This window comes from Bradyrhizobium sp. B120 (assembly GCF_049075665.1).
Lineage (GTDB): Bacteria > Pseudomonadota > Alphaproteobacteria > Rhizobiales > Xanthobacteraceae > Bradyrhizobium.
This window is the reverse complement of sequence record NZ_CP185242.1, coordinates 6,952,438-6,973,304: the sequence shown is the minus strand read 5'-3', so window position 1 is coordinate 6,973,304 and position 20,867 is coordinate 6,952,438. Positions and strand designations below refer to the sequence as shown.

Sequence of the window (20,867 nt, the reverse complement as noted above, 5' to 3'; positions counted from 1 at the left end):
CGGATCTTGAAGCCGTCTGCGAATGTTGAAGGGGAGCAAACGGCGGTCCATTTCGACGCCGTGACCAAGCGATTTGACGATGTCGTGGCCCTGAACGCCGTGACGCTCGGCGTCGGCCGCAGCGAGTTCGTGACGCTGCTTGGTCCATCGGGGTGCGGCAAGACAACGCTGCTCAAGCTGGCCGCGGGCTTTCTGGGGCCGGACGGCGGTTCGATCTCGATCGAAGGCAAGCGCGTGAATGACATTCCGACCTACCAGCGCGGCATCGGCATGATGTTTCAGAACTACGCGCTGTTTCCGCACATGAGTGTGGCGGAAAACGTCGCCTACGGCCTGAAGACGCGGCGGGTCCCCAAGGGTGAGCGGGACAAACGGGTCGCCGATGCGCTGGCGCTTGTCAAGCTGAAGGGCATGGAGAACCGCAAGCCCCGGCAATTGTCCGGCGGCCAACAGCAGCGCGTTGCGCTCGCGCGCGCACTCGTCATTAACCCGACCGTCCTGCTGCTCGATGAGCCGTTCTCGGCGCTGGACAAGAGCCTGCGGACCTCGATGCAGGTGGAGCTGCGGGAAATTCAGCGCAAGCTGGGTCTGACCACGATCTTTGTGACGCACGATCAAGGCGAGGCCTTGAGCATGTCCGATCGCGTGGCGGTCATGTCCGAGGGCCGGATCAGGCAACTCGGAAGCCCTGTTGACGTCTATCGCAGCCCGGCGGACCCGTTCGTGGCCGGCTTCGTCGGCGATAACAACAGGCTGCGTGGCCAGCTTGTGAGCATGCAGGCCAGGCAAGCGATTGTCGCGCTCGGCGATGCGCTGGTGAACGTGCCGGGCGAGAGCCTTTCCGGGCTCGAGAAGTCCGCGGCGGTTGACCTGTTCGTCCGCCCCGAACAGTTCAGCGTTGTGGCGCCCGAGGAGCCGTGCGCCATCAAGGGCAGCGTTGTGGCTCAGATCTACCAGGGTGGCCACGTCGATCTTCAGATCGAGTGCGCTGGAGGCGCCGGGGAGCGGCTGCTGGTGCGATCCCCGGGCGAGCAGGCCGTTCTGCGCTGGCCAATGGGGGCGCCTGTCGGCATTGCCATTCAGACAGATCGGTGCTCGGCATTTCCGGCAGCCTGAATCCAATCGTCTTTCGCAGAGGCGTGAGCGTGAAGAAATCAAGCTTGCGGTGTATTGTGAGGCCGGTCTAGCGGCGCCCATCTTGTTGTTTCCTGCGGCGTCATTGTATCTGGTCGCGCAACTGTGGAGAGAATGTTGAGTGAGCCCCAATCGATCACCGCAGCCGAGGCGATCAGCACGTACATCGAGGCAAAGGACCGAAACCTGCCCCAGCTCATGAAGCGTGCGTTCGTGCAGGAGTGTGAGCTCCAGATGCAGCTCCTGACCGACGCGATCTCGTTTCCAAGCTCGGCTCACGGATTGGAGAGCGTCACCGACGTTCTCGTACGAAACTTTGGATCGCAGTATGAGAATGTGCGCACTTTCTGCCTCTCGTGCCCTGAGTCCAATCGTCTTCCACGGTTTCAATGCGACTGGCTGGTGGGGATGTCAAACAAGTCCGACGGCGAGGTACGCGTCGGTTGCGGCGAGTACACCTGGGATTTTGATGCCGCCGGTGACGGTCGCGTCAAGCGGCTGCTCATCAAGATCGAGTTCATGTGTGTGCTGCCGGCGAGCTATCAGGCGTCTGTCCTGCAATGGCTTTCGGCTATCCCCTATCCCTGGTCGTCATGCAGTGAGGCGCGCGCAGGTTTGCCCTCGATCGACGCCTTGATGCCGATTGCTCAATTTCTTCGGCGGGAAGCGCGCAACTGACTTCGGCAGTTGAGCTGGACGGCGGTCTATCGAATTGAGGCTTCGATGGCGAAGGTGCGCCTGGCGGGCCCAGGAGACGCCGCCCGCCAACCTGCACACAGGCCGCTATGGGCGATGACGGACGATGGTGTTGGCCACCGTCCGCCTGCGTCGTCACTGCGACACCAGCTCGCAGCCACCCTCGCCGAGCGGGCGGAAGGCCTGCTCGGCGGGAATCGTTGCGACGATGTCGTAGTAGTCCCAGCGTCGGCTCGAGGCCGCCGGTGTCTTGACGCGCGCCAGGTACATGTCGTGCACGAACTGGCCGTCGCTACGGACCGTGCCGCGAGCAAACGAATCGGCAACCGGCAATTCGCGTATCTTGGCTGCGACAGCAAGGCCATCGTCGGAGTTTGCGGCCTGCACCGCACGCAGATAGTGCCGCACGGCTGAATAGACGCCGGCCTGGGTCATGGTTGGCATCCGCCCAACCTTCTCAAAGAACTTGTTGGCCCACGCCCGCGACTCGGCATCGCGGTCCCAATAGTATGCGGTGACGAACTGCAGGTTCTGTGCGGCCGCAAGGCCCATCGCGTCGACGTCGGTGAGGAACACGGTCGGTGCCACCAATGCCTGTCCGCGGGTGATGCCGAACTCGGCCGCCTGTTTCACCGAGTTGGTCATGTCGGCGCCGGCGTTGGCCAGCGCGATCACCTTGGCGCCGGACGCCTGCGCCTGCAGCAGCACCGAACTGAAGTCGGCGGTGTTGAGCGGGTGGCGCACTTCGCCGATCACCTTGCCGCCGCCGTTCTCGACCGCGCGGCGCATGTCGGCGGCGAAGGCGTGACCGAACGAATAGTCCACCGTGATCAGGAACCAGCTGTCGAGCTTCTGCGCCGTGAGCGCCCGCGCGAGGCCGTAGCCGTTGGTATAGCTCGTGTAGACCCACTGGAACGAGGTCCGGGTACAGGCCTTGCCGGTGAAGTCGGAGGAGGCCGACGCGTTCAGCACGATCTTGTTGCGTTCCTTGGCGAGAGCGGTCACCGCGAAACCCACGCCGGAATTGGAAATGTCGGCAACGACGTCGACTTTCTCGGTGTCGAACCAGCGCCGCACGATGCCAAGCCCGATGTCCGGCTTGTTCTGGTGATCGGCCGCGACGATCTCGACCGGCACGCCGCCGATGCTGTTGCCGAACTCCTCCGCCGCCATCTTCGCCGCGACGACCGAGCCTTCGCCGCCGAGGTCGGCATAGGCGCCGGAGCGGTCGTTGAGGACCCCGATGCGGATCACATTGTCGGACATCGCGGCGTGCGCGACGTGAATGTGCAGCAGCGTCGCGGTCATCGCCGCGCATAGGGCCCTGAGAGTGGTTGTCATGGTCGGGTGCTCCTCCGGAGGTCGTGTTGTTTGCTGTTTGGTTTTGTTGCGTGGTACGCAATTCGCTTGTGCATCGGTGCGGAGAACCACTGGTATTTCCCGCGATTTCAACATCGAGCACAACGAAAATTGCTTGTAGAGCAATTTTTATTGACAAGGAAGCAAATTAAGGAGAGGGTCGGAGCAATGAAAACGCAGGACGAGACGCTGGCGAGGCTTGGAGCACGCATTCGCTCGCTGCGGGAGGAGCGTGGCATGAAGCTGAAGGATCTGGCCGACACCACCGGGCTGTCCGACGCCTTCGTGTCGCGCCTCGAGCGCGGGCAGGTGTCGAGCTCCGTTGCCAATCTGATCCAGATCGCGCAGGCGCTCGACATTGGCGTCAGCGAATTGTTCGCCGCACCGCAGGACCAGTCGCGCAGCCACGTCACGCTGCATCGCCATGGCGACGATGGCGAAGACCAGAGCATCCCGAGCACCGGCTATCGCTGGCGATTGTTCGCGGGCGGCATGCCGAACGATGATCTGGAGGTGTTTCACCTCTCGTTCCCGCGCAAGAACCGGATGGACCTGATGGTGTCGCATCCGGGACAGGAATACTGCTACGTGATCAGCGGGCGCATCCGCTTCCACGTCGGCGCCGAGGTGTTCGATCTGGCGCCCGGTGAGGGCATTTTCCTCAATTCCGAGCTGCCGCACCGCGCCGACAACATCAGCGAGGACGAAGCGCGCATCCTGATGGTGGTCGCGAAGTCGCCGCAGAAGGCCGAGCATTTCGACTGGTGGCGCGTGCCGAGCGCCGCCGCCCCACCTCGATCACCCAAGAGCAAGCCCCAAGGAGACTGATCCATGCAGACCGCAACCGCGACCGGCAGGCACCTGCCGTATGAGGCGAAGCACATCGACGATGTGGAGTGGGAGACCATCCGCTGGCCTGGCGAGACCGGCAAGATGCTGTTCCACCCGCGGCCGGAGCGGCCGACCGAGCCGAACGCGGGCATCCTGCGGCTGGAGCCGGGCGCACATCATCCGATCCACAATCACGAGTTCGCGCAGGTCTGGTACATCCTGAGCGGCGAATTCAGGATCGACGACAATCTCTACACGCCGGGCACCATGATCTTTCATCCGGACCCGCATTTCGAAGGCAAGTTCGAGACCGCGACCGGCGGCGATATCCTGATCGTGCAATATCCGGGTCCGACCACCGGCGGGCGGCCGATCTATGCGGGGCGCTTCAACATGGAGCAGCGTCGCGACATCGCCGAAGAACGCACCGACCTCTGATCGATCGGCGCAACGGACGACAAGCCATGGCGCTGATCACCTATCTCACCACCATTCGCTTCGGCTTCGGCGAGGCGGACGCGCTCGGCGACGAGATCGCAGCGCTCGGTATCCGTCGGCCGATGCTCGTCACGGACCGCGGCATCGTCGCGGCCGGCCTGGCGGAGCGCGTGACCGCCACGCTCGGCACTGCTCCTGTGGTGTTCGACGCGACGCCGCCGAATCCGACCGAGCGTGCGACGCTGCAGGCGCTCGCACGCTATCGCGAGGCCGGATGCGACGGCCTCGTCGCGCTCGGCGGCGGCTCGCCGATCGATCTCGCCAAGGCGGTGGCGCTGCTCGCCACCCATGCAGGCCCGTTGGCGCAATATGCCGCGATCGATGGCGGTGTGGCGCGGATCACCGCCGCCGTCGCGCCGCTGATCGCGATTCCGACCACCGCCGGCACCGGAAGCGAAGTTGGCCGCGCCGCCCTCATCACGCTCGAGGACGGCCGCAAGGTCGGCCTGATCAGTCCGCATCTCATCCCGGCGCGGGCGATCTGCGATCCGCTGCTGACGCTCGGCCTGCCGCCGGCACTGACGGCCGCGACCGGCATGGACGCGCTGTCGCATTGCATCGAGACCTATCTGTCGCCGCGCTTCAATCCACCGGCGGATGCGATCGCGCTCGATGGCGCGGCGCGCATCGTCGGCCATCTCAAGCAGGCGGTGAGGGCGGGCGATGACCGCGACGCCCGCGCCGAAGTGATGATGGGCGCGCTGCAGGGCGGCCTGTGCTTCCAGAAAGGCCTCGGCGCGGTGCACGGGTTGTCGCACGCGCTTGGCAGCCTCGCATCGCCGAGCCTGCATCACGGCACACTCAATGCGGTGCTGATGCCTGCGGTGATGCGCTACAATGCTCCGGCGATCGCAGCCAAGCTGCCGCGGCTGAGGCTGGCGCTCGGTCTGCCCGAAGATGCCGACATCGCCGCGTTCTTCGATGCGCTCAATGCCGAGCTCAATCTGCCGCGCGGCCTGCGCGCCATGGGTGTGCCGGCCTCGGTGCTGGACGACATGGCGGAGAAGGCGGCGAGGGATCATTCCACCGCCACCAATCCGCGTCCGGTGGATGCCGACGGCTACCGCGCCATTTTCCAGGCGGCCTGGGAGTGAGTGGACCGCGGCGAGATGATGCGGCGAGCGCGATGCCGGACGGCTCCATCGATGCAGCACGCATGGGGTCCCGGAGCCAGGGCTTTGATCTGATGGTGGGCCCGGCAGGACTCGAACCTGCAACCAGACCGTTATGAGCGGCAGGACAAGGGATGCGGCCGTTGATTTTTCAGCATTTTTTGTGATGGTTGGCCGCGTTTATCGCTCTTGGAGGGATCGTTTCTGGTGCGAAACTGGTGCGGTTGGCCGAGCTTCCGATCCCGACCGCCGAACGGCCTGGCTCGTAGGTTCGACTTCCACTCTCTCCGCCAGCTCCTTTGCGCCCTTCACATCAACGACATACCGCGGACCTGCCGATCGGCATCGTTCGACGGGCCGCGCGTCGCGAATCCAGTGCTCGCCGCCAGCGCTCAATGTTCCACGAGTGGCGGCACCCATCACGCCGGTGGTGCGGCCGCGATCGGCCTCGCTCCAGCAGCTGCCAGCGCAGATCCCGACCAACGAACAGGAAGCCCTCGCGCCGGAAAGCGCGAACGCGAGCCGCGGTGCCGACCAAATACGGATGTGCAATTACGGCTTGTCGAGGATCGCGTCGATCATCCTGTTTATTGCCTCGCGCGCATCCATCCGCATTCTCGGATTGGGCTTGACCAATTGCAGAATGACATGACCATGCACCTCGACCAGCATCCGATCGACGGTCTCTTCGACCGGTAGGTCGCCACGGATTTCGCCGAGCTCCTTGCCTTCCCTGAAGAGCTTGATCCAGAACCGGCGCTGCTTGTCGAAGCGTCTGGTTTGAATCGCCTGAATTTCAGCGTCGCGGGTGCTCATTGCGACATAGTTTATCCAGAATCGCCACCAACGCTCCTTGGGCGACTGCAATGCGTAGGATAGAGCAATGCGGCGAAGCTGGGCAGCTGGCGAGCCCTTATACTGATCCCAGTCGTCCGGCAATTCATAACCAGATTCCAGCGCAGCGGCGATCAATGCTTCCTTGCTGCGAAAATGGTACGTGATGGTGCCCAGACTTACCTTGGCAGCATCGGCAACTTGTCGCATCGTGAGATTCTCGATCCCTTGCTCCGCAATGAGATCATACACCACGCCGGCAATATGCTTCTGCTGCAATTGCCCGCGAGTTTCAGGCGGTGGTGTCCGTTTGAAGGAATTGACGCTCATTTGCGTTGTTGCGCTCGTGCGTTAGGTAGCCACGCTTGGCGTGTCAGTGTCGTAAGCGGAATAGCGTCCGCAATTCAGTCTTGATCACCTTGCCGGTACTGTTCCTCGGCAATTCGCGCAAGAACACCACGTGCTTCGGCTTCTTGTAGCTCGCCAGCTCAGAGGCGCACCATCGAATCAATTCGTCCTCGGTGAGCATCACATCCACCTCAGGCTCGATGAACGCGGCAACGGCTTCTCCGTAAACGTCGTCGGGGACGCCTACGACGGCGGCGTCGGCAACCCCGCTATATCGGAGCAGCACTTGCTCGACCTCCTTGGAGTAGATGTTGTATCCGCCGGATAGCACCATGTCCTTCTTGCGGTCGACAATATAGAGAAATCCATCCGCGTCGAAACGGCCGATATCGCCTGTCTTGAACCAGCCTTCCTGGAAGGCGTCTCGCATCGCCTGCGGTTGATTGAAGTAAGTCCTGAACAGCAGATATTGTCCGGGCAACCCGCATCTGACCCAAATCTCGCCTGCTTCGCCGGTGTTGACCGTCTGTCCGTCTGCATCGACGAGGCGCATTTCGACGCCGGGAGTGACGCGACCGACCGAAGCCCCATGGTCGAACTGTTCGTCCGGCTTGAGCATCGCCAGCGAGCCGGCCTCCGTCATTGCGAAAAATGAAAATATCTCGAGCTTCGGCAGCGCCTTTAGCAAACGCCGCTTGATCTCGGCTGGAAAGGCCTCGCCCGTTGCGACCAGCACGCGCAATGAACTGAATCGGGTCGGTTCAGCCTCGATGACGGGCAACATCATTCTTCCGACGGTCGGAACGATCGAAATCAAGCTGATCTTTTCGGCCTCGATCAGTTGCATCGCTTCATTCACGTCAAAGCGCGGCATGATATACAGTGTCGCGCCCAACACGGCCATGTTGCCGACCCGTGCAAATGCCGTGCGATGCGCAAGCGGCGTCGTCACGACGATGCGATCATCGGGCGACAGCTTCCAATACATCGCGTTCAGGAAGCCGTTTCCGACGATATAGTTCGCCTGCGTGGTGATGACGCCCTTGGGGTGTCCAGTCGTACCGGACGTGTAGGAAATCATGCAATCGTCGTGCTCGGAAGGCAGTTCAATTGGTTCCGGTTGACATGCGAGCATCGACGCAATGGAAAGTTCAGTCGGGTCGTCGGAAGGCCCGACCACGAAGCGGCGGACGGCGCCTCCACGGCAGATATGATCGACCACTTCACGCTCGCCTTCGCTGAAGAAGACCGCGGCTGGCGCCGCGTCAGCAAAGATGGTCGCAATCTCGTTGGTCGACAATCGCATGTTGATCGGCATCGCCAGCGCGCCACTCTTCACGATCGCGAAGAACACTGTGACGAACTCGCAGCAATTGGGCAGGCACATTGCCACCCGATCACCGATAGCAACGCCCGACTTCCGCAGTGCGGTCGCTATACGATCACTGTCCTCGTACAATTGACGAAACGTCACGCGGGTCTCGCCGCAGACGAGTGCGGCTTTGTCAGGGAACGCCTGCGCTTGCGCAGCCAGATAAGATGCAAGCTTCACGGCGCGACCCGTACAGGAGCGAAGTCGGGATAGACGGTCTCGTCGTTTAGCCGGTCCCAGCGAACCTCGACCGGCATGCCGATGACAACTTCGTCCTCTGAACAATCGACGAGATTGCACAGAAACCGCACTCCCTCCGCGAGGTCGACATAGGCACACAGGTAAGGCACCCGCGCCTCATGACCGGGCCAGGGCGAGCGCGTTACCGTCCACGAATAGACTGTGCCCTTTCCCGAGGTCTCGCGCCATTCGATCGTATGTCGGCCGGTATAGAGACTAATCGGCCGCGGATAGTGCTGGTATCTTTGCGTCTGTGTGCAGAACTGCAGCATGAGTTTGCCGCGCTTGGCCCCGCCCCAAAACTCCTTTGTATCGAGATAGGAGCCGATCTTCGGCAGTGGACGCTGGGGCTTGATGTTGTCGTTGATCATATTATTGCTCCAGGATCATCACGCCGGACGTACACCAGTTGCGCGCGTAGGGAATGCCGCCGATGCCGGTCACCATAGCATTCCGGGTTCTCTTGATTTGGCGCGGGCCGCCGTCACCAAACATTTGCCGAACGGCCTCAACCAGATTGAGCCCGCCGCCCGCGAGACCTGGTTGACCCGCAGATATCTGACCGCCTCCGGTGTTGAGGGGCAAATCGCCCTTGAACGTCAAGTCCCGGCTCAGGACGAAATCCGCACCCGCACCCTGTGGGCAGAAGCCAATCTGCTCAAGCTGCAACATGATGGCGATAATGAAGTCGTCGTATGGATGGAACGACTGGATGTCCGAAGCTTCGAGCCCGGCCTGCTTGAGCGCCCGCGGGCCGACCTCAAGAAACCCGGAATCCATGATTTCAGTCATCGGCTCGGTCACCTTGTAGTGCGTCCTTTCCGCGTAGCCCGTCGGATAGACCGCCTTGAGACCCCGCCTCGTCGCTTCCGCTGCCGACATCACCAGAACGGCATTCGCACCATCACAGACCATGACGCTGTCCAGCACACGCAGCGGGTCGGAGACCAACTTCGAATTCAGATAGTCGTGCTCGGTCATCGGCTTGCGCAGGCGCGGACAAGCATTGTCATTCAAGATCGAGTGCTGCCGCTGGGTGACCGCCAGCTTTGCCAATGCGTCCCTGTTCAAGCCGTAGAGATGGTCATAGCGGCGCATGATCATGCCGAAGGCGCCGACAGGTCCGCGCAAGCCGGTTGGATATTGAAACTCGTGCCGCTGTGCACCTTGCTCCGGCGTCGCGCCACTGGATTGCGCGTCTGCTGCAAGAACCAACGCAATCGAGCACATGCCGCCGCGGATCGCCATTGCTGCCCGCGCTACGCCGCCGATGCTCGATACGCCGCCCAATCCCATCAGTTCGAGCCAGCTCGGCGAGATGCCCAGTACGTCCGCCATGTATTGCGCCCAAAATGGATTCGCGCTCTCGCTCATGGTCTCCGAAACGGAAAGCCCATCGATTTCAGACTTATCGACATTGGTCCGGACCAAGATCTCGTCGAGAGCGTCTCCCGCAAGCTCATAGGATGTACGCCCGGTGCGGACATCTATTTTTGTTTCAGAGTACCCTACGATCGCAACGTCTCTCATGGCGCCCTCTATCCGTCGACAGCAAACTGTACATCTGTACGAATAGTCGTACAAGTGTACAAATTGGATGCGCGCCGGCAGGACAGGCGGCTGCTTCCGCGACATCCAGTGGGCCCGGTTGTCCGCCTCACGCTTCCGTCGAAGCAGGCCACCACGCGGATTCCGTTTCTGCGTTTGACGAGTGCCGGCGCGGACGGGCAGCGCGGCCAGCGAAAAATGACTGAGATCGAACCCTCAGGAGGTGGGCGCGCTTTCAGAGATCAGTGTGCCGAGTTCACCAAATTCCTTGAGGATGTCGGAAACTTCGGCGCCTGCTGCTTCAGACAGGGGAGACTGCGGTTCAGCGGGCAATCCGACGTCGTATCCCTGCAAGCCAAGGCCATACTTGATGCAGGCTGCCAGGTTGAACCTTGCGAAGACCTCGTTGACGCGCCATAGCCGGCGTTGAAGAGCAGCCGCCTCTTCCCAGCGCCCGGCGACTGACAGATCATAAAGTCTGACGCTCGTGCGGGGCAGGATGCAGGCCGGACCTGCCATCCATCCCAATCCTCCCAGCATCATGACGGCGACCGGAACGTGAGAAGAAGCTGCAAAGATGCCAAGTTGGGGGCATCGGTTCATGATTGAAAGGAGCCGCCCCGTGTTGTTGGAGGCGTCTTTCACATACTGAATTTGGGGATGGTTGGCGAGGCGTTCGATAACGTCAATCGAAAGGTCGGTCTTCTGGAACTGGGGATTTGTGTAGATCAAGAGTGGCAAAGCGACCGAATCCGCAACGGCACGAAAGTAGCTTTCGATTTGCCTCTCATCCAACGGGAAGTATGACTCGAGTACCAGGAGGATGCAGTCAGCTCCCAGTTCCTTGCAGCGCCTGGCTTGCCGGATGGCCTCGCGAGTCGTGGTGGCTGCGACGCCGGCGATAACAGGCACCCGCCCTTGGGTCGCATCGGCAGTGTGTCGCACGACGTCGGCACGAGCGTCGGCATTGAGATAGGCATATTCGCCCGTCGAACCGAGAGCTGCGAGACCATGCACGCCGGCCTTGATCAGATCATCGCAAATGGCCCGTAACGCGGGACCATTGACAGTCCCGTCGCTTCGAAGCGGCGTCGGAAGATAGGGAAACACTCCTCGAAACTTCGTCATAGACCGCTCCGCCCAGGTGCATCTGCCGCAAAGTATACCTATGTTGACTATTTGGTCAACTAAGGACATCATGCGGCGGAAACAATCTGGCCCCGGCTCTGCGGAGGGGTGGCGAACAGAGGAGATGGTTTGCATGGCCATGACCATGAACGGCGAAGTCCAGCTTCTGGCGTCTCGTGAGGCGGTATGGGCGAAGTTGAACGATCCCGAGGTGCTCAAGGCGTGCATTCCCGGTTGCGAGGAGCTTGAACCGACGGACGACGGCGGCTTTCGTGCGGTCGCCAAAATGAAGGTCGGCCCGGTGTCGGCCCGCTTCAAGGGACGCGTAACGCTTAGCGATCTCGACCCGCCCAATGGCTACAAGATTTCCGGTGAAGGAGAGGGCGGAGTCGCCGGCTTCGCCAAAGGAGGTGCGACGGTGCTTTTGGTTGAAAAGGACGGTGGCACGCTGCTGACTTACAATGTCGAAGCCCAAATCGGCGGGAAGCTTGCGCAGTTGGGGCAGCGCCTGATCCTTGGCTCGGCCAAAAAACTGGCAGACCAGTTTTTCGGCAACTTTGCCAAAGAAGTACAGATCTGAGTCATTTGACGGGCCGATCACGCATTCCACGAACCGACGTCCCCCGAGACGATCCTAGAGGGCAGCGCAGATCGACGCGGTGAGCAGCAGCTCCGGTAAGACCGCCAGTCTGCCTCTATGTTGACTAGTTAGTCAACATAGAGTACAACCCGGATGACGTGGCGGCACCAGTTGTGGTCGGCTTTTCCATCTAAGGCGATATGCGAAAGGTTGGGCCGGTGCCCGCCGACGCTAGGCGAAACCAGATTGTTTTGAAGACAGGAGAACTAGATGGCTACGGCAAGGCACGCTCGCTCGAAGGAGCTTGAATCGGCTTCATTGGAGCAGATCATGGATCGCTACGTCGCGCGTTATGCCGACCGCCGCGCGGATTGGGCGGCGTTCGAGGACGCCAAGATCGAAGGCTTCAAGCGCGCGCAACACCGCTTCATCGGCGCTGGCGGCTCGGGCAAGCACAACGACGTCGCGGCGATCCCGCCCGGGAATTTCACTCTTTCGATCATGTTCGTCCCTCCCGGGCAGGGCAATGCCGCTCATACCCATGAGGTCGAAGAAGTATTCTTTGTCCTGCAGGGGCACCTCGACGTCTTCGTGCAGGACGAAGATGGCCGCAAGATCAGCAAACGCCTGGGTCCATGGGAATGCATTTCCTGTCCGGCCGGTGTGATCCACGGCTACGATAACAACAGTCTCGAGCCCGTCTACTTCCAGGTCATGCTCGGTCGCGCCAAGCCCGAAACGATGGGGTACGCGGATGACGAGCTCTACAAGCGCCGCGATGAGCACTTGAAGGCGTCGTAGGAGGCCAGTTTCTCCCGAGCGCCTGAGCCTTTCTGTGACGGAGGGGATGGCGCTGAACTCGGGCCGGCGGATCACGCAAGGATCAGGCCGGCCCGCTTTTTGATCGTTTGGATCAAGCTGTACGGCGCCAGCACGGATGTTTTCGGATTAGACGGCAAGGTCGCTGATCGAATCGAAGCCGAAATCTCGCCGAACGCGCCGCGCGCCACAAACGAGTGATTGTTGCCGTCGGCGGCAGGATCGACAATCAAGCGCACTTTCGTTTTCTCGAAGCCGAGCCCGGCCAGCGCCAGTGCCGCGACGACGTTGGCATTCTGCGGAAACTGGAGCGCGGCCGTTCGTGCATCGGATTCGAAAAACGCGGTCGCCTGCCTGACGGAGATCAGATCGATCAATTGCTCCGCCCGGGTACCTTTCCAAGCCTGCGGCGCCTTGCGGCCGGAATATTCCACCGAATCGAGGCCGGCTTCACGAGCGGCGCTGACCGCATCGATGCCGCCGAGTGCGCCGCCTGGTATCAGCAGGCGGCCGCCTCCATCCGCTGCTGCCTTTCGCAGCGCATGCTCAAGTACCGAATCTGCCAACGCGCCGACTGAAGCGACCAGAAGATCCGTTCCGTGCCGGAGGATGGCTTCGCCAACGTCGCGCAAGCTCCCGTGACCCGCGCACTCGACCACCAGTTCGGGGCCGGTTGCCAGGAGAGCTTCGAGGCTGTCGACGACGGGAACTGAACACGCTTCGGGGCGTGGGAGCGAAAACGCCGCGCTCACCTCGATGGACCGATCGGCTTGCAGATGCTCGATGACAAAGCTTCCGATCGCCCCGAAACCAATGACCGCAACCCTCATGATGGCCTCCAATCCCGGACGATTACGCATCTCCAAATCATGTTGACTATATAGTCAACATAGTGTCAAGCTTTCGGCTTCTGCACGCAAGCCGTGCCGAAAACTCCGCGCGATCGAGGTCGCGCTCCTGGGCGGCTTCACTCAAACGGGAAGAAGAAGATGACCACGACTGATGTCGGTACCTCGGCTTCGACGGCAGCGTCCGCAATGGATCAGGTATTCCCTGTGAGAAACCCTTACAGCGGCGGCGTCGCTTTCAACGTACGACCTGGCGGTCCGGCTCGGCTCGCGAGCAGTGTGCGCGTAGCGAAAACGGCGTTCCGGACGTATCTCAGAACTCCCGCCCATCAGCGCGCCGCATGGCTCAGCGGGGCCGCAGCTGCAATGGAGAGCGTGGCCGTCGACCTCGTCGAGATGACCATCGCTCATATCGGCAAACCCCGTAAGGCAGCCGAAATGGAGGTCAAGCGCAGTGTCGCGTTTGTCCGCGCCTGTGCGACGCATTTGCACAGCTTGAAAGGCGAGCTGGTGCCGGTCGACATGGTGCCCAACGGCGCGGCGTTGTTCGGCTTTACTCGTCGCGTGCCGTATGGCGTGGTGGCTGCGGTCACGCCGTTTAACGCGCCCTCGAACCTCTTGGTGCAAAAGCTTGCTCCCGCGCTGATTACCGGCAACGCGGTCATCATCAAGCCATGCCTGGAAGGCACGGAGATCGCTGGAGCAATCGCCAAGGCTTTCATCGCCGGCGGCGTCCCGGAGGGGCTGGTGCAAGTCCTTCCCGGTGATCGCGAGGAGGCGCTTGGCTTGGCCGCTCACTCCGATGTCGATGTCGTCACCTTGACCGGAGGCACTGCCGCAGGGGATGCGCTGGCCCGGGCAGCCGGCGCGAAGCGATTTATCGGCGAGCTGGGTGGAAACTCACCAAACATCGTTCTTGCCGATGCCGATCTCGAGGATGCGGTGAAGCGCATCGTTCCGTCGTCGTTCGAGGCGAGCGGTCAGCAATGTATCTCGACGCAGCGCATCATTGTGGAAGCGTCAGTATTCGACGCATTCCTTCGACGCTTCATTGATGCGGCAAAGCGCCTCAAAGTGGGCGACCCGACGCTACCTGACACCGATCTCGGTCCAGTCGTCTCGTCGCGCGCAGCCGCAAGGATCACCGCGATGATCGATGACGCGCGTGGTCGCGGTTGTCGGGTCGAGACCTGCGGTGAAGTGGTCGATTGCATAATTCCGCCGACGATCGTGGTTGATCCGCCCGTAGGCACCCGGTTGATCAGGGAAGAGGTATTCGGACCCGTCGTTGTGGTGATGCGCGCCAGCGATATCGATGATGCGATCCGCATAGCGAATGATTGTGAGTTCGGTCTGCAGGGATCGTGCTTTACGTCAAGCCTCGCGAACGCGTTGCGGATGTCCGAGGAAGTCCACGTCGGCTCACTCTGGATCAACGAAGCGAGCCGCTTCCGGCTCGACAATTATCCCTTTGGCGGCGTCGGTCGATCCGGAGTTGGACGCGAGGGGCTGCCCTACGCGTTCGAGGAATACACGCAGCCGAAATTCACCGGCATTCGGCTACCTTGAGCAGATCGCGATCGGGCTCCGGCAGACGCAGAAACCCGGGGACCAGGTGAACGCCCTCAGAAAGGGGGCCGTGACGCGATCTTGCATCAGGCGAGTTGAACCGAGGTCGCGTCGCACGTTTCAGCGATAAAGTCGAGGCAGGCCTGGCCCAGAACGTCCTCGGCGGTGTCGAAGTGCGCGATGATCGACGTGTGATTGTGGCCTTTCATCCAGGCGAACGGCGGTGCATGACCCTTCGCCGCCCCCAGTCGGTGGGCAAGCTCGAAGCAGTATACGTCGATCAGCGGATTTTCGAACTCGGAGCATGCGACGAAGGTCGGCGGACTAGAACTATCGACATGCGAAACGGGCGAGACATCGTCATAGGTCGAAACGTCAGGCCCGTAATATTCGGTGACACGCTTGGCATTGGGGTTGTCCGCTCTCGCATCCGCCCGTACGCGGCCGCTGACGATCAGAACGCCCGCGAGGCCATGCCCCGTCGCGGGCTGGTGCCGTCTATCATAGGCATAGCTTCCGACATGAGCGCCGCCGGCGGAGTGTCCCATCAGAAATATCCGATTGGGGTCGACACCCAGGTTTGCCGCGTTGTTCCGCATCCAATGCACGATGGCCGCGATGTCCCGGGTGGCTTCGGGATACCGCGCGTCGGGCGCCAGGCGATAGCCGGCGTTGATGCCGACGATCCCGTGGCGCGCGAAGTAATAGAGTACGTTCGCGTATATCTCCGTGCTGCGATGGCGGCTGCCCTCGGTGAACGCGCCGCCATGGACAAAAATCAGACCGGGCCGCGTTGTGGAACTGCCGTCAGCCGGTTGGAATACCTCGAACGCCTGCCGTTCGTGCGTTCCATATCTCACCGTCTCAGCCTGGATCCCGTCTTTCGGTGAAGACTTCAACACCCGGCTGAATTCCTCCACCATCAGCCTCACATGGCCCGTGGTGTCGCTCGCCCACTTTGGGCCAATCTCGGCCATCAGGACGCGGAGATCGGAAGGGATCTCGGGGCGCTTGGTCATCAGTCGGCGTACCATCGTGTGTCTTCGCTGGTTCGCCAGTTACAGCTTGAGCAGTCGTCTGGCGTTATTGCCGACCAATTTACGTTTGTCGTCGATCGAAAGCTGAAGTTCTCGGATCCAGTTCATTCCATCCTTATTGTCGACGTAAGGGTAATCCACGGCGAACATGATGCGGTCGATGCCGAGCTCGAGCATGGTGCAGGTCAACGCCGGCGTCGAAAAGAAGCCGCTGCAGGTCACGTGGAAATGCTGGCTGAACTGCCTACGGAAGCCCAAGCCTTCCTGACCAGGGCGGGCCAAGGCCTGGTCAATGCGCCAGAGCAAGAACGGCAAGGTCTCGCCAAAGTGGCCGAGGATGATCTGTAGCCTTGGGTACTTTTCCAACGCACGGCTCAACACGAGCCGAATCGCCGCGGTCGCCGTTTCAACGGTAAATCCCCAAGCCGGCCGGATCACCGTGGGAAAATCGCGCGCATAGTCCTCGTAATAATACTTGGTGACCTCGGAATGTGGCACCGAGGGATGCAGATAGATCGGCACATCGAGCTTTTCGGCGACCTCGAAGATTGGCCAGAAGCGTTTGTCGTCGATGAACAGGCCGTTGGTTAGCCCGTGGATCATTGCGCCCTTGAACTTGAGCTCATTGACGCAGCGTTCGAGTTCCCGCGCCGCCTGCTCGGGCACCGGTGTCGGCAGAGCAGCAAACGCGGCAAATCGACCGGGATGTCTGGCGCACGCCTCCGCAAGGCGATCATTGACCCGTTTCGTTAAGTCGACCGCGATTTCAGGCCGCAGCTTTTGGGCTGCGGGCGCTCCATGGGAGAGCACCTGGACGTCGATTCCCGCCTCATCCATCGCACGCAGCCTGGTGTCGCCGATCTCGGCAAGCTGATCGGCCACATGAGAGTTGTTCTCGCCGGCTGGGAAATGCCGCGCCATCTCGGGGTCCCAATAGTGTTCCTCGATGGCGATCACTGGTGTATCGTTGAACATGGCGAATGCCTCTTTTTGTACCTCTGGCCGGCGCTGGCTCCGGTGAGGTCGATCCACGGGCCGTCTCCGGTTGCGTCCAAAGCCTATTCGTTTGTTGACTATATAGTCAACATAAGACATAGTCCGGCCACGCCGTGAAGCGCTGATCCGGCGATGGCTGGGCCGAGCGAATTGCGAGCGCTCCTTTTCGTTCTTATTGGGTCGCGATGCAGACCGTAAGTCGGCCCATCGCGCATTGGTGGAGACAGAATGAAGCCGCCCGCTTTCGAATACGCCGCGCCCTCGACACTGGCTGAGGCCGTCAGCCTTCTCGCTTCGCGCAACGGAAATGCCAAGGTGATTTCCGGCGGTCAGAGCCTGATGCCGATGCTCGCATATCGTTTGGCTGCACCTGAGCTGCTCGTGGATTTGAGGCACCTGAAAGACCTCGCTGCGATCCGGATCGAGGCGGACGGCGTCCGGCTGGGTGCAAAAGTGAGGTGGTGCGATATCGAAAATGACCGGCGGCTCGCGGTCAGCCATCCGCTGCTCGCCGAAGCCATCAAGCACGTTGCCCACTACCAGATCCGCAATCGCGGCACCGTGGGCGGTTCGGTGGCGCATGCCGATCCATCGGCCGAGATGCCCGGCGTCGCCCTGACTTGCGATGCGCGCATGACGATCGTCGGCCCCGCCGGCACGCGCGTCGAGGCGGCGGCGGATTTCTTCACCGGTCCGCTGGAGACCAGCCTTGAGCCGGACGAAATTCTCACCGAGGTGCATTTGCCGGCGTGGCCGGCGGAACGACGGTGGGCATTCCTCGAATTTGCGCGTCGCAAGGGCGATTTCGCGATGGCTGGCGTTGCTCTTCATTACGATCTCGATGGCGGCGGCCACATCACCGATGCGCATATCGGCGCGATTGGGATCGCCGACCGGCCAATCCGGCTCGCCGAAGCCGAAGCGGTGCTGAATGGCAATCAGGTGACCGATAAGTTGATTGCGATGGCTTCGGCAAAGGCACGGCAAACCGTCGATCCGCCGAGCGACATTCATGCGCCTGGCGCATACCGTGCAGCCCTTGTCGCGACGCTGCTCAGTCGCGGTTTAAAGAAGTCGGCCGTTTAGGAGTTTTAGATGAAGATCGAATTCAGCCTCAACGGAAAACCCGTCAGTGCCGACGTTGAACCTCGTACCACGCTTGCCGATTGCATCCGGGACGATCTTGGCCAAACCGGTACCCACTTGGCATGCGAGCACGGCGTCTGCGGCGCTTGCACGGTGCTGGTGAACGATGAGGCCGTCCGCTCCTGCCTTATGCTCGCAGTCCAGGCACAGGGCGAGCGAGTTGTAACGGTCGAGGGGCTTTCCGGAGATGAACTGACGCCATTGCAGACCGCGTTCCGCAAGCATCACGGATTGCAGTGTGGCTTCTGTACGCCAGGCTTCATCACCACGGCGCATGCGCTGTTGAGCCATGAGCCGTATGCGGACGAGGAGCGGATACGAGAAGTCCTTTCAGGCAACCTCTGCCGATGCTCGGGATATGTCCCGATCGTCGAGGCGGTGCTCGAAGCGCGCAGTTCTTACCAGGTTCCCGGGAGCAAGTGATGAAGGCCTCCAACTCGTATATTGGCCGCCCGATGGAGCGGGTCGAAGACTTGCGCCTGCTTCGCGGCAGGGGCACGTACGTCGCAGACGTCAACCGGCCGAACCAGCTTTATGCGGTGATCTTGCGGAGTTCGACGGCGCACGGCTTGATCAAATCGATCGATAGCAGCGCGGCGCTCGCGCTGCCAGGGGTACATCGCGTACTGACCGGCAAGGATCTGGGGGACAACGTTCCGCGGATTCCGCTGCGCTTGCAGCCGTTGCCGCAGCTCGAAACGTTTCATCAGCCGGTGATCGCCGATGGCAAAGTCCGCTATGTCGGTGAGCCTGTCGCGGTCGTGATTGCCGACAGCGCGGCCATGGCTGAGGATGCGCTGGAGCATATCATTTTGGATATCGAGCCGCTGCCAGCCGTGGCCAATCGCGAGCATGCCGAAGCCAAGCGATCCGTATTGTTCGAAGATCATGGTTCCAACGTCGCGATCACCTGGAAGGCGTTTCGCGGCGATGCCGACGATGCGTTCAAGAACGCGGACTACATCCGCCGGGAGACGTTCAAGGTCCAACGCCACGCTGCAATGTTCATGGAGCCGCGAGGCTTCGTGGCCGAATGGGATGCGGTGGCCGGGAAACTGACGGTGTGGGGCGCGGCAAAGACTGCCTGGCATAACCGCCGCACGCTTGCCGCCCAGCTCGACCTGCCGATCGAGGCGGTGGATCTCATCGAGGTCGATGTCGGTGGCGGCTTTGGTTCGCGTGGCGAGTTCTACCCGGAAGACTACCTCATCCCTGCAGCCGCGCGCATCGTAGGCCGTCCGGTGAAATGGACTGAGGATCGCCGCGAACACCTCATGAGCGCCAACCACGCGCGCGATATGGAATGCGACGTCGAATTCGCGACGACGCGTGACGGTCGCTTCATAGGTCTGCGTGGGCAAATCTGGTCGGATATCGGCGCCTACGTGCGCACCAACGGATCGGTCGGTCCACGGAATATCGCGCAATATATGTGCGGTCCATACTGCATGGAGCATGTCGACCTGAAGAGCTCGATGCTGACCACCAACAAGACGCCGTGCGGGACCTATCGCGGCCCAGGGCGCTACGAGACCGATTTCGTCCGCGAACGCATGATCGATCTGGCCGCCCAGGACTTGAAGATCGATCGGATCGAACTTCGTCGTCGCAATCTGGTGGCCGACGCGCAAATGCCTTATCCGCTGCCTTCGATCACGCCCTACGACAGCTCGACCGAGCTCGATAGTGGCGATTATCACACCGTTTTTGACCGCTGCTTGAAAGAATTCGACTGGGAAGAAAAGAAAAAGCTGAGTGGTAAGTTGATCGACGGTTACTACCACGGCATCGCGATCGGCAGCTTCATCGAGGGTGGCGCGGCGGGGCCAAAGGAAGAAGTGCGCCTGGTGCTGGAAACCGACGGTGCGCTGTCGGTGTATATGGGATCATCCTCGGTGGGGCAGGGCCTGGAAACCATCATGGCCCAGATCGCGGCCGACGCGATGGAGATGCCTTACCACAAGATAACGATCCTTCATGGATCGACCGCCTACGTGAAAGATGGTTACGGGGCGTATCACTCTCGTTCGACCGTGATGGGCGGCTCGGCCATTCTGTTGGGCGCCGAAAAGCTCAAGGAGCTGATCAGGAAAACGGCAGCGGAGCGGCTCGGCTGCAAGCCGGAGGAAGTGATCGTCGATAGCGAACGCGCCAGCTTCGATGGGAACCAGCTTTCGTTTGCGGATCTGTCGGAAGCCCCCCTTGAGGTCGAGGCCGAATTCTTCAATAAAAAATATACCTGGGCTTATGGCACGCAAGCTGCGCACGTCGCCGTCGATCCAGGCACGGGTCATGTCAAGGTGATAGAGGTCATGTCGGTCGAGGATGTTGGCCGCATGATAAATCCGCTGACCTTGCACGGTCAGGCTATCGGTTCGATGGTTCAAGGCCTCGGCGGCGCCTTCCTCGAGCACTTGGTGTATGACGACGAAGGACAGCTCCTGACGGGCTCTTTTGCCGACTATCTGCTGCCCACCGCCTCGGACTTTCCGAAACTGGATTCGGTGACGCTTGAGCTCAGGCCGTGCCCGAACAACCCGCTCGGTGCCAAGGGCGCCGGCGAGGGTGGGCTTATTCCGGTGGGGGGGCTTATGGCCAACGCGGTGGCGGACGCGCTGTCCCATCTCAATGTTCAACCGATGCAGCTGCCGCTGTCGCCGCCGCGGATCTGGCAACTGGTCGAGGAGGCGGAGGCATCGCACGCTAAAACCTAGTCATTTTGCATTTGATTTTCGGGTGCGGTTGCGCTCTGTTCGTGCAGCAAAATGGGAG

General features: G+C 61.3%; 20 protein-coding genes. 11 read left to right on the top strand and 9 right to left on the bottom strand.

Going from position 1 to position 20,867, the window contains the following annotated elements; all coding sequences use genetic code 11:
* Nucleotides 1-6 precede the first annotated feature (6 nt).
* A complete protein-coding gene (locus tag ACOIX3_RS32385; protein ID WP_420966034.1) occupies nt 7-1,116 on the top strand; it encodes an ABC transporter ATP-binding protein in 1,110 nt (369 codons plus the stop codon).
* Nucleotides 1,117-1,251: 135 nt separating this feature from the next.
* Nucleotides 1,252-1,812 (top strand): hypothetical protein, encoded by a 561-nt coding sequence (locus ACOIX3_RS32380; RefSeq protein WP_420966033.1) that lies wholly within the window; start codon nt 1,252-1,254, stop codon nt 1,810-1,812.
* A gap of 153 nt (nt 1,813-1,965) precedes the next feature.
* Here the strand turns inward: ACOIX3_RS32380 and ACOIX3_RS32375 are convergent, their stop codons facing one another.
* Nucleotides 1,966-3,171 carry an ABC transporter substrate-binding protein gene (locus ACOIX3_RS32375; protein ID WP_420966032.1) on the bottom strand — a complete coding sequence of 402 codons (1,206 nt, stop codon included), beginning with the start codon at nt 3,169-3,171 and terminating at the stop codon, nt 1,966-1,968.
* 30 nt (nt 3,172-3,201) lie between these two features.
* Between ACOIX3_RS32375 and ACOIX3_RS32370 the strand changes: the two genes are divergently transcribed.
* The 3 genes from ACOIX3_RS32370 to ACOIX3_RS32360 are packed head-to-tail and all read left to right on the top strand — an operon-like array spanning nt 3,202 to nt 5,612.
* A complete protein-coding gene (locus tag ACOIX3_RS32370; protein ID WP_420966031.1) occupies nt 3,202-4,017 on the top strand; it encodes a helix-turn-helix domain-containing protein in 816 nt (271 codons plus the stop codon).
* 3 nt (nt 4,018-4,020) lie between these two features.
* On the top strand, nt 4,021-4,458 hold the full coding sequence (locus ACOIX3_RS32365) for a cupin domain-containing protein (protein WP_092116247.1): 438 nt from the start codon (nt 4,021-4,023) through the stop codon (nt 4,456-4,458).
* Between the two features lie 26 nt (nt 4,459-4,484).
* A complete protein-coding gene (locus ACOIX3_RS32360; RefSeq protein WP_420966029.1) occupies nt 4,485-5,612 on the top strand; it encodes an iron-containing alcohol dehydrogenase in 1,128 nt (375 codons plus the stop codon).
* 570 nt (nt 5,613-6,182) lie between these two features.
* Here ACOIX3_RS32360 and ACOIX3_RS32355 read toward each other — a convergent pair.
* The 5 genes from ACOIX3_RS32355 to ACOIX3_RS32335 all read right to left on the bottom strand — a co-directional run bounded on the left by ACOIX3_RS32355 (nt 6,183) and on the right by ACOIX3_RS32335 (nt 11,100).
* Entirely contained in the window at nt 6,183-6,794 is a 612-nt protein-coding gene (locus ACOIX3_RS32355; protein ID WP_080583573.1) for a TetR/AcrR family transcriptional regulator, read from the bottom strand.
* A 43-nt stretch (nt 6,795-6,837) separates the two neighbouring features.
* A complete protein-coding gene (locus ACOIX3_RS32350) occupies nt 6,838-8,364 on the bottom strand; it encodes a class I adenylate-forming enzyme family protein (protein WP_028342713.1) in 1,527 nt (508 codons plus the stop codon).
* The gene (locus ACOIX3_RS32345; RefSeq protein WP_016844824.1) at nt 8,361-8,795 is read right to left on the bottom strand and encodes a Zn-ribbon domain-containing OB-fold protein; all 435 of its coding nucleotides are present in this window, start codon (nt 8,793-8,795) and stop codon (nt 8,361-8,363) included. The genes ACOIX3_RS32350 and ACOIX3_RS32345 overlap by 4 nt, the downstream gene beginning before the upstream one ends.
* Before the next feature lies 1 nt (nt 8,796).
* Nucleotides 8,797-9,954 (bottom strand): thiolase family protein, encoded by a 1,158-nt coding sequence (locus tag ACOIX3_RS32340; RefSeq protein WP_420966027.1) that lies wholly within the window; start codon nt 9,952-9,954, stop codon nt 8,797-8,799.
* A gap of 234 nt (nt 9,955-10,188) precedes the next feature.
* The gene (locus ACOIX3_RS32335) at nt 10,189-11,100 is read right to left on the bottom strand and encodes a dihydrodipicolinate synthase family protein (protein ID WP_050994232.1); all 912 of its coding nucleotides are present in this window, start codon (nt 11,098-11,100) and stop codon (nt 10,189-10,191) included.
* 133 nt (nt 11,101-11,233) lie between these two features.
* Here ACOIX3_RS32335 and ACOIX3_RS32330 point away from each other — a divergent pair, with 133 nt between their 5' ends.
* Nucleotides 11,234-11,680, top strand: a complete 447-nt coding sequence (locus ACOIX3_RS32330; protein ID WP_028342715.1) for a CoxG family protein — start codon at nt 11,234-11,236, stop codon at nt 11,678-11,680.
* A gap of 330 nt (nt 11,681-12,010) precedes the next feature.
* The gene (locus tag ACOIX3_RS32325; protein WP_077230984.1) at nt 12,011-12,481 is read left to right on the top strand and encodes a cupin domain-containing protein; all 471 of its coding nucleotides are present in this window, start codon (nt 12,011-12,013) and stop codon (nt 12,479-12,481) included.
* 71 nt (nt 12,482-12,552) lie between these two features.
* Here ACOIX3_RS32325 and ACOIX3_RS32320 read toward each other — a convergent pair whose 3' ends face one another.
* Nucleotides 12,553-13,329, bottom strand: a complete 777-nt coding sequence (locus ACOIX3_RS32320) for an aspartate dehydrogenase (protein ID WP_168388408.1) — start codon at nt 13,327-13,329, stop codon at nt 12,553-12,555.
* Nucleotides 13,330-13,488: 159 nt separating this feature from the next.
* On the opposite strand from ACOIX3_RS32320, the gene ACOIX3_RS32315 reads away from it, so the two are divergent.
* Entirely contained in the window at nt 13,489-14,916 is a 1,428-nt protein-coding gene (locus ACOIX3_RS32315; RefSeq protein WP_077230981.1) for an aldehyde dehydrogenase family protein, read from the top strand.
* Nucleotides 14,917-15,002: 86 nt separating this feature from the next.
* Here the strand turns inward: ACOIX3_RS32315 and ACOIX3_RS32310 are convergent, their stop codons facing one another.
* On the bottom strand, nt 15,003-15,950 hold the full coding sequence (locus tag ACOIX3_RS32310) for an alpha/beta hydrolase (protein ID WP_063607104.1): 948 nt from the start codon (nt 15,948-15,950) through the stop codon (nt 15,003-15,005).
* Between the two features lie 24 nt (nt 15,951-15,974).
* Nucleotides 15,975-16,928 (bottom strand): amidohydrolase family protein, encoded by a 954-nt coding sequence (locus ACOIX3_RS32305; RefSeq protein ID WP_016844816.1) that lies wholly within the window; start codon nt 16,926-16,928, stop codon nt 15,975-15,977.
* A 249-nt stretch (nt 16,929-17,177) separates the two neighbouring features.
* On the opposite strand from ACOIX3_RS32305, the gene ACOIX3_RS32300 reads away from it, so the two are divergent.
* The 3 genes from ACOIX3_RS32300 to ACOIX3_RS32290 are packed head-to-tail and all read left to right on the top strand — an operon-like array spanning nt 17,178 to nt 20,809.
* A complete protein-coding gene (locus ACOIX3_RS32300) occupies nt 17,178-18,035 on the top strand; it encodes an FAD binding domain-containing protein (protein WP_420966025.1) in 858 nt (285 codons plus the stop codon).
* A gap of 9 nt (nt 18,036-18,044) precedes the next feature.
* Nucleotides 18,045-18,518, top strand: a complete 474-nt coding sequence (locus tag ACOIX3_RS32295) for a (2Fe-2S)-binding protein (RefSeq protein WP_016844813.1) — start codon at nt 18,045-18,047, stop codon at nt 18,516-18,518.
* Complete coding sequence (locus ACOIX3_RS32290; RefSeq protein WP_035632283.1) at nt 18,518-20,809, top strand: xanthine dehydrogenase family protein molybdopterin-binding subunit; 2,292 nt, start codon at nt 18,518-18,520, stop codon at nt 20,807-20,809. Before ACOIX3_RS32295 ends, ACOIX3_RS32290 begins: the two co-directional genes overlap by 1 nt.
* Nucleotides 20,810-20,867 lie beyond the last annotated feature (58 nt).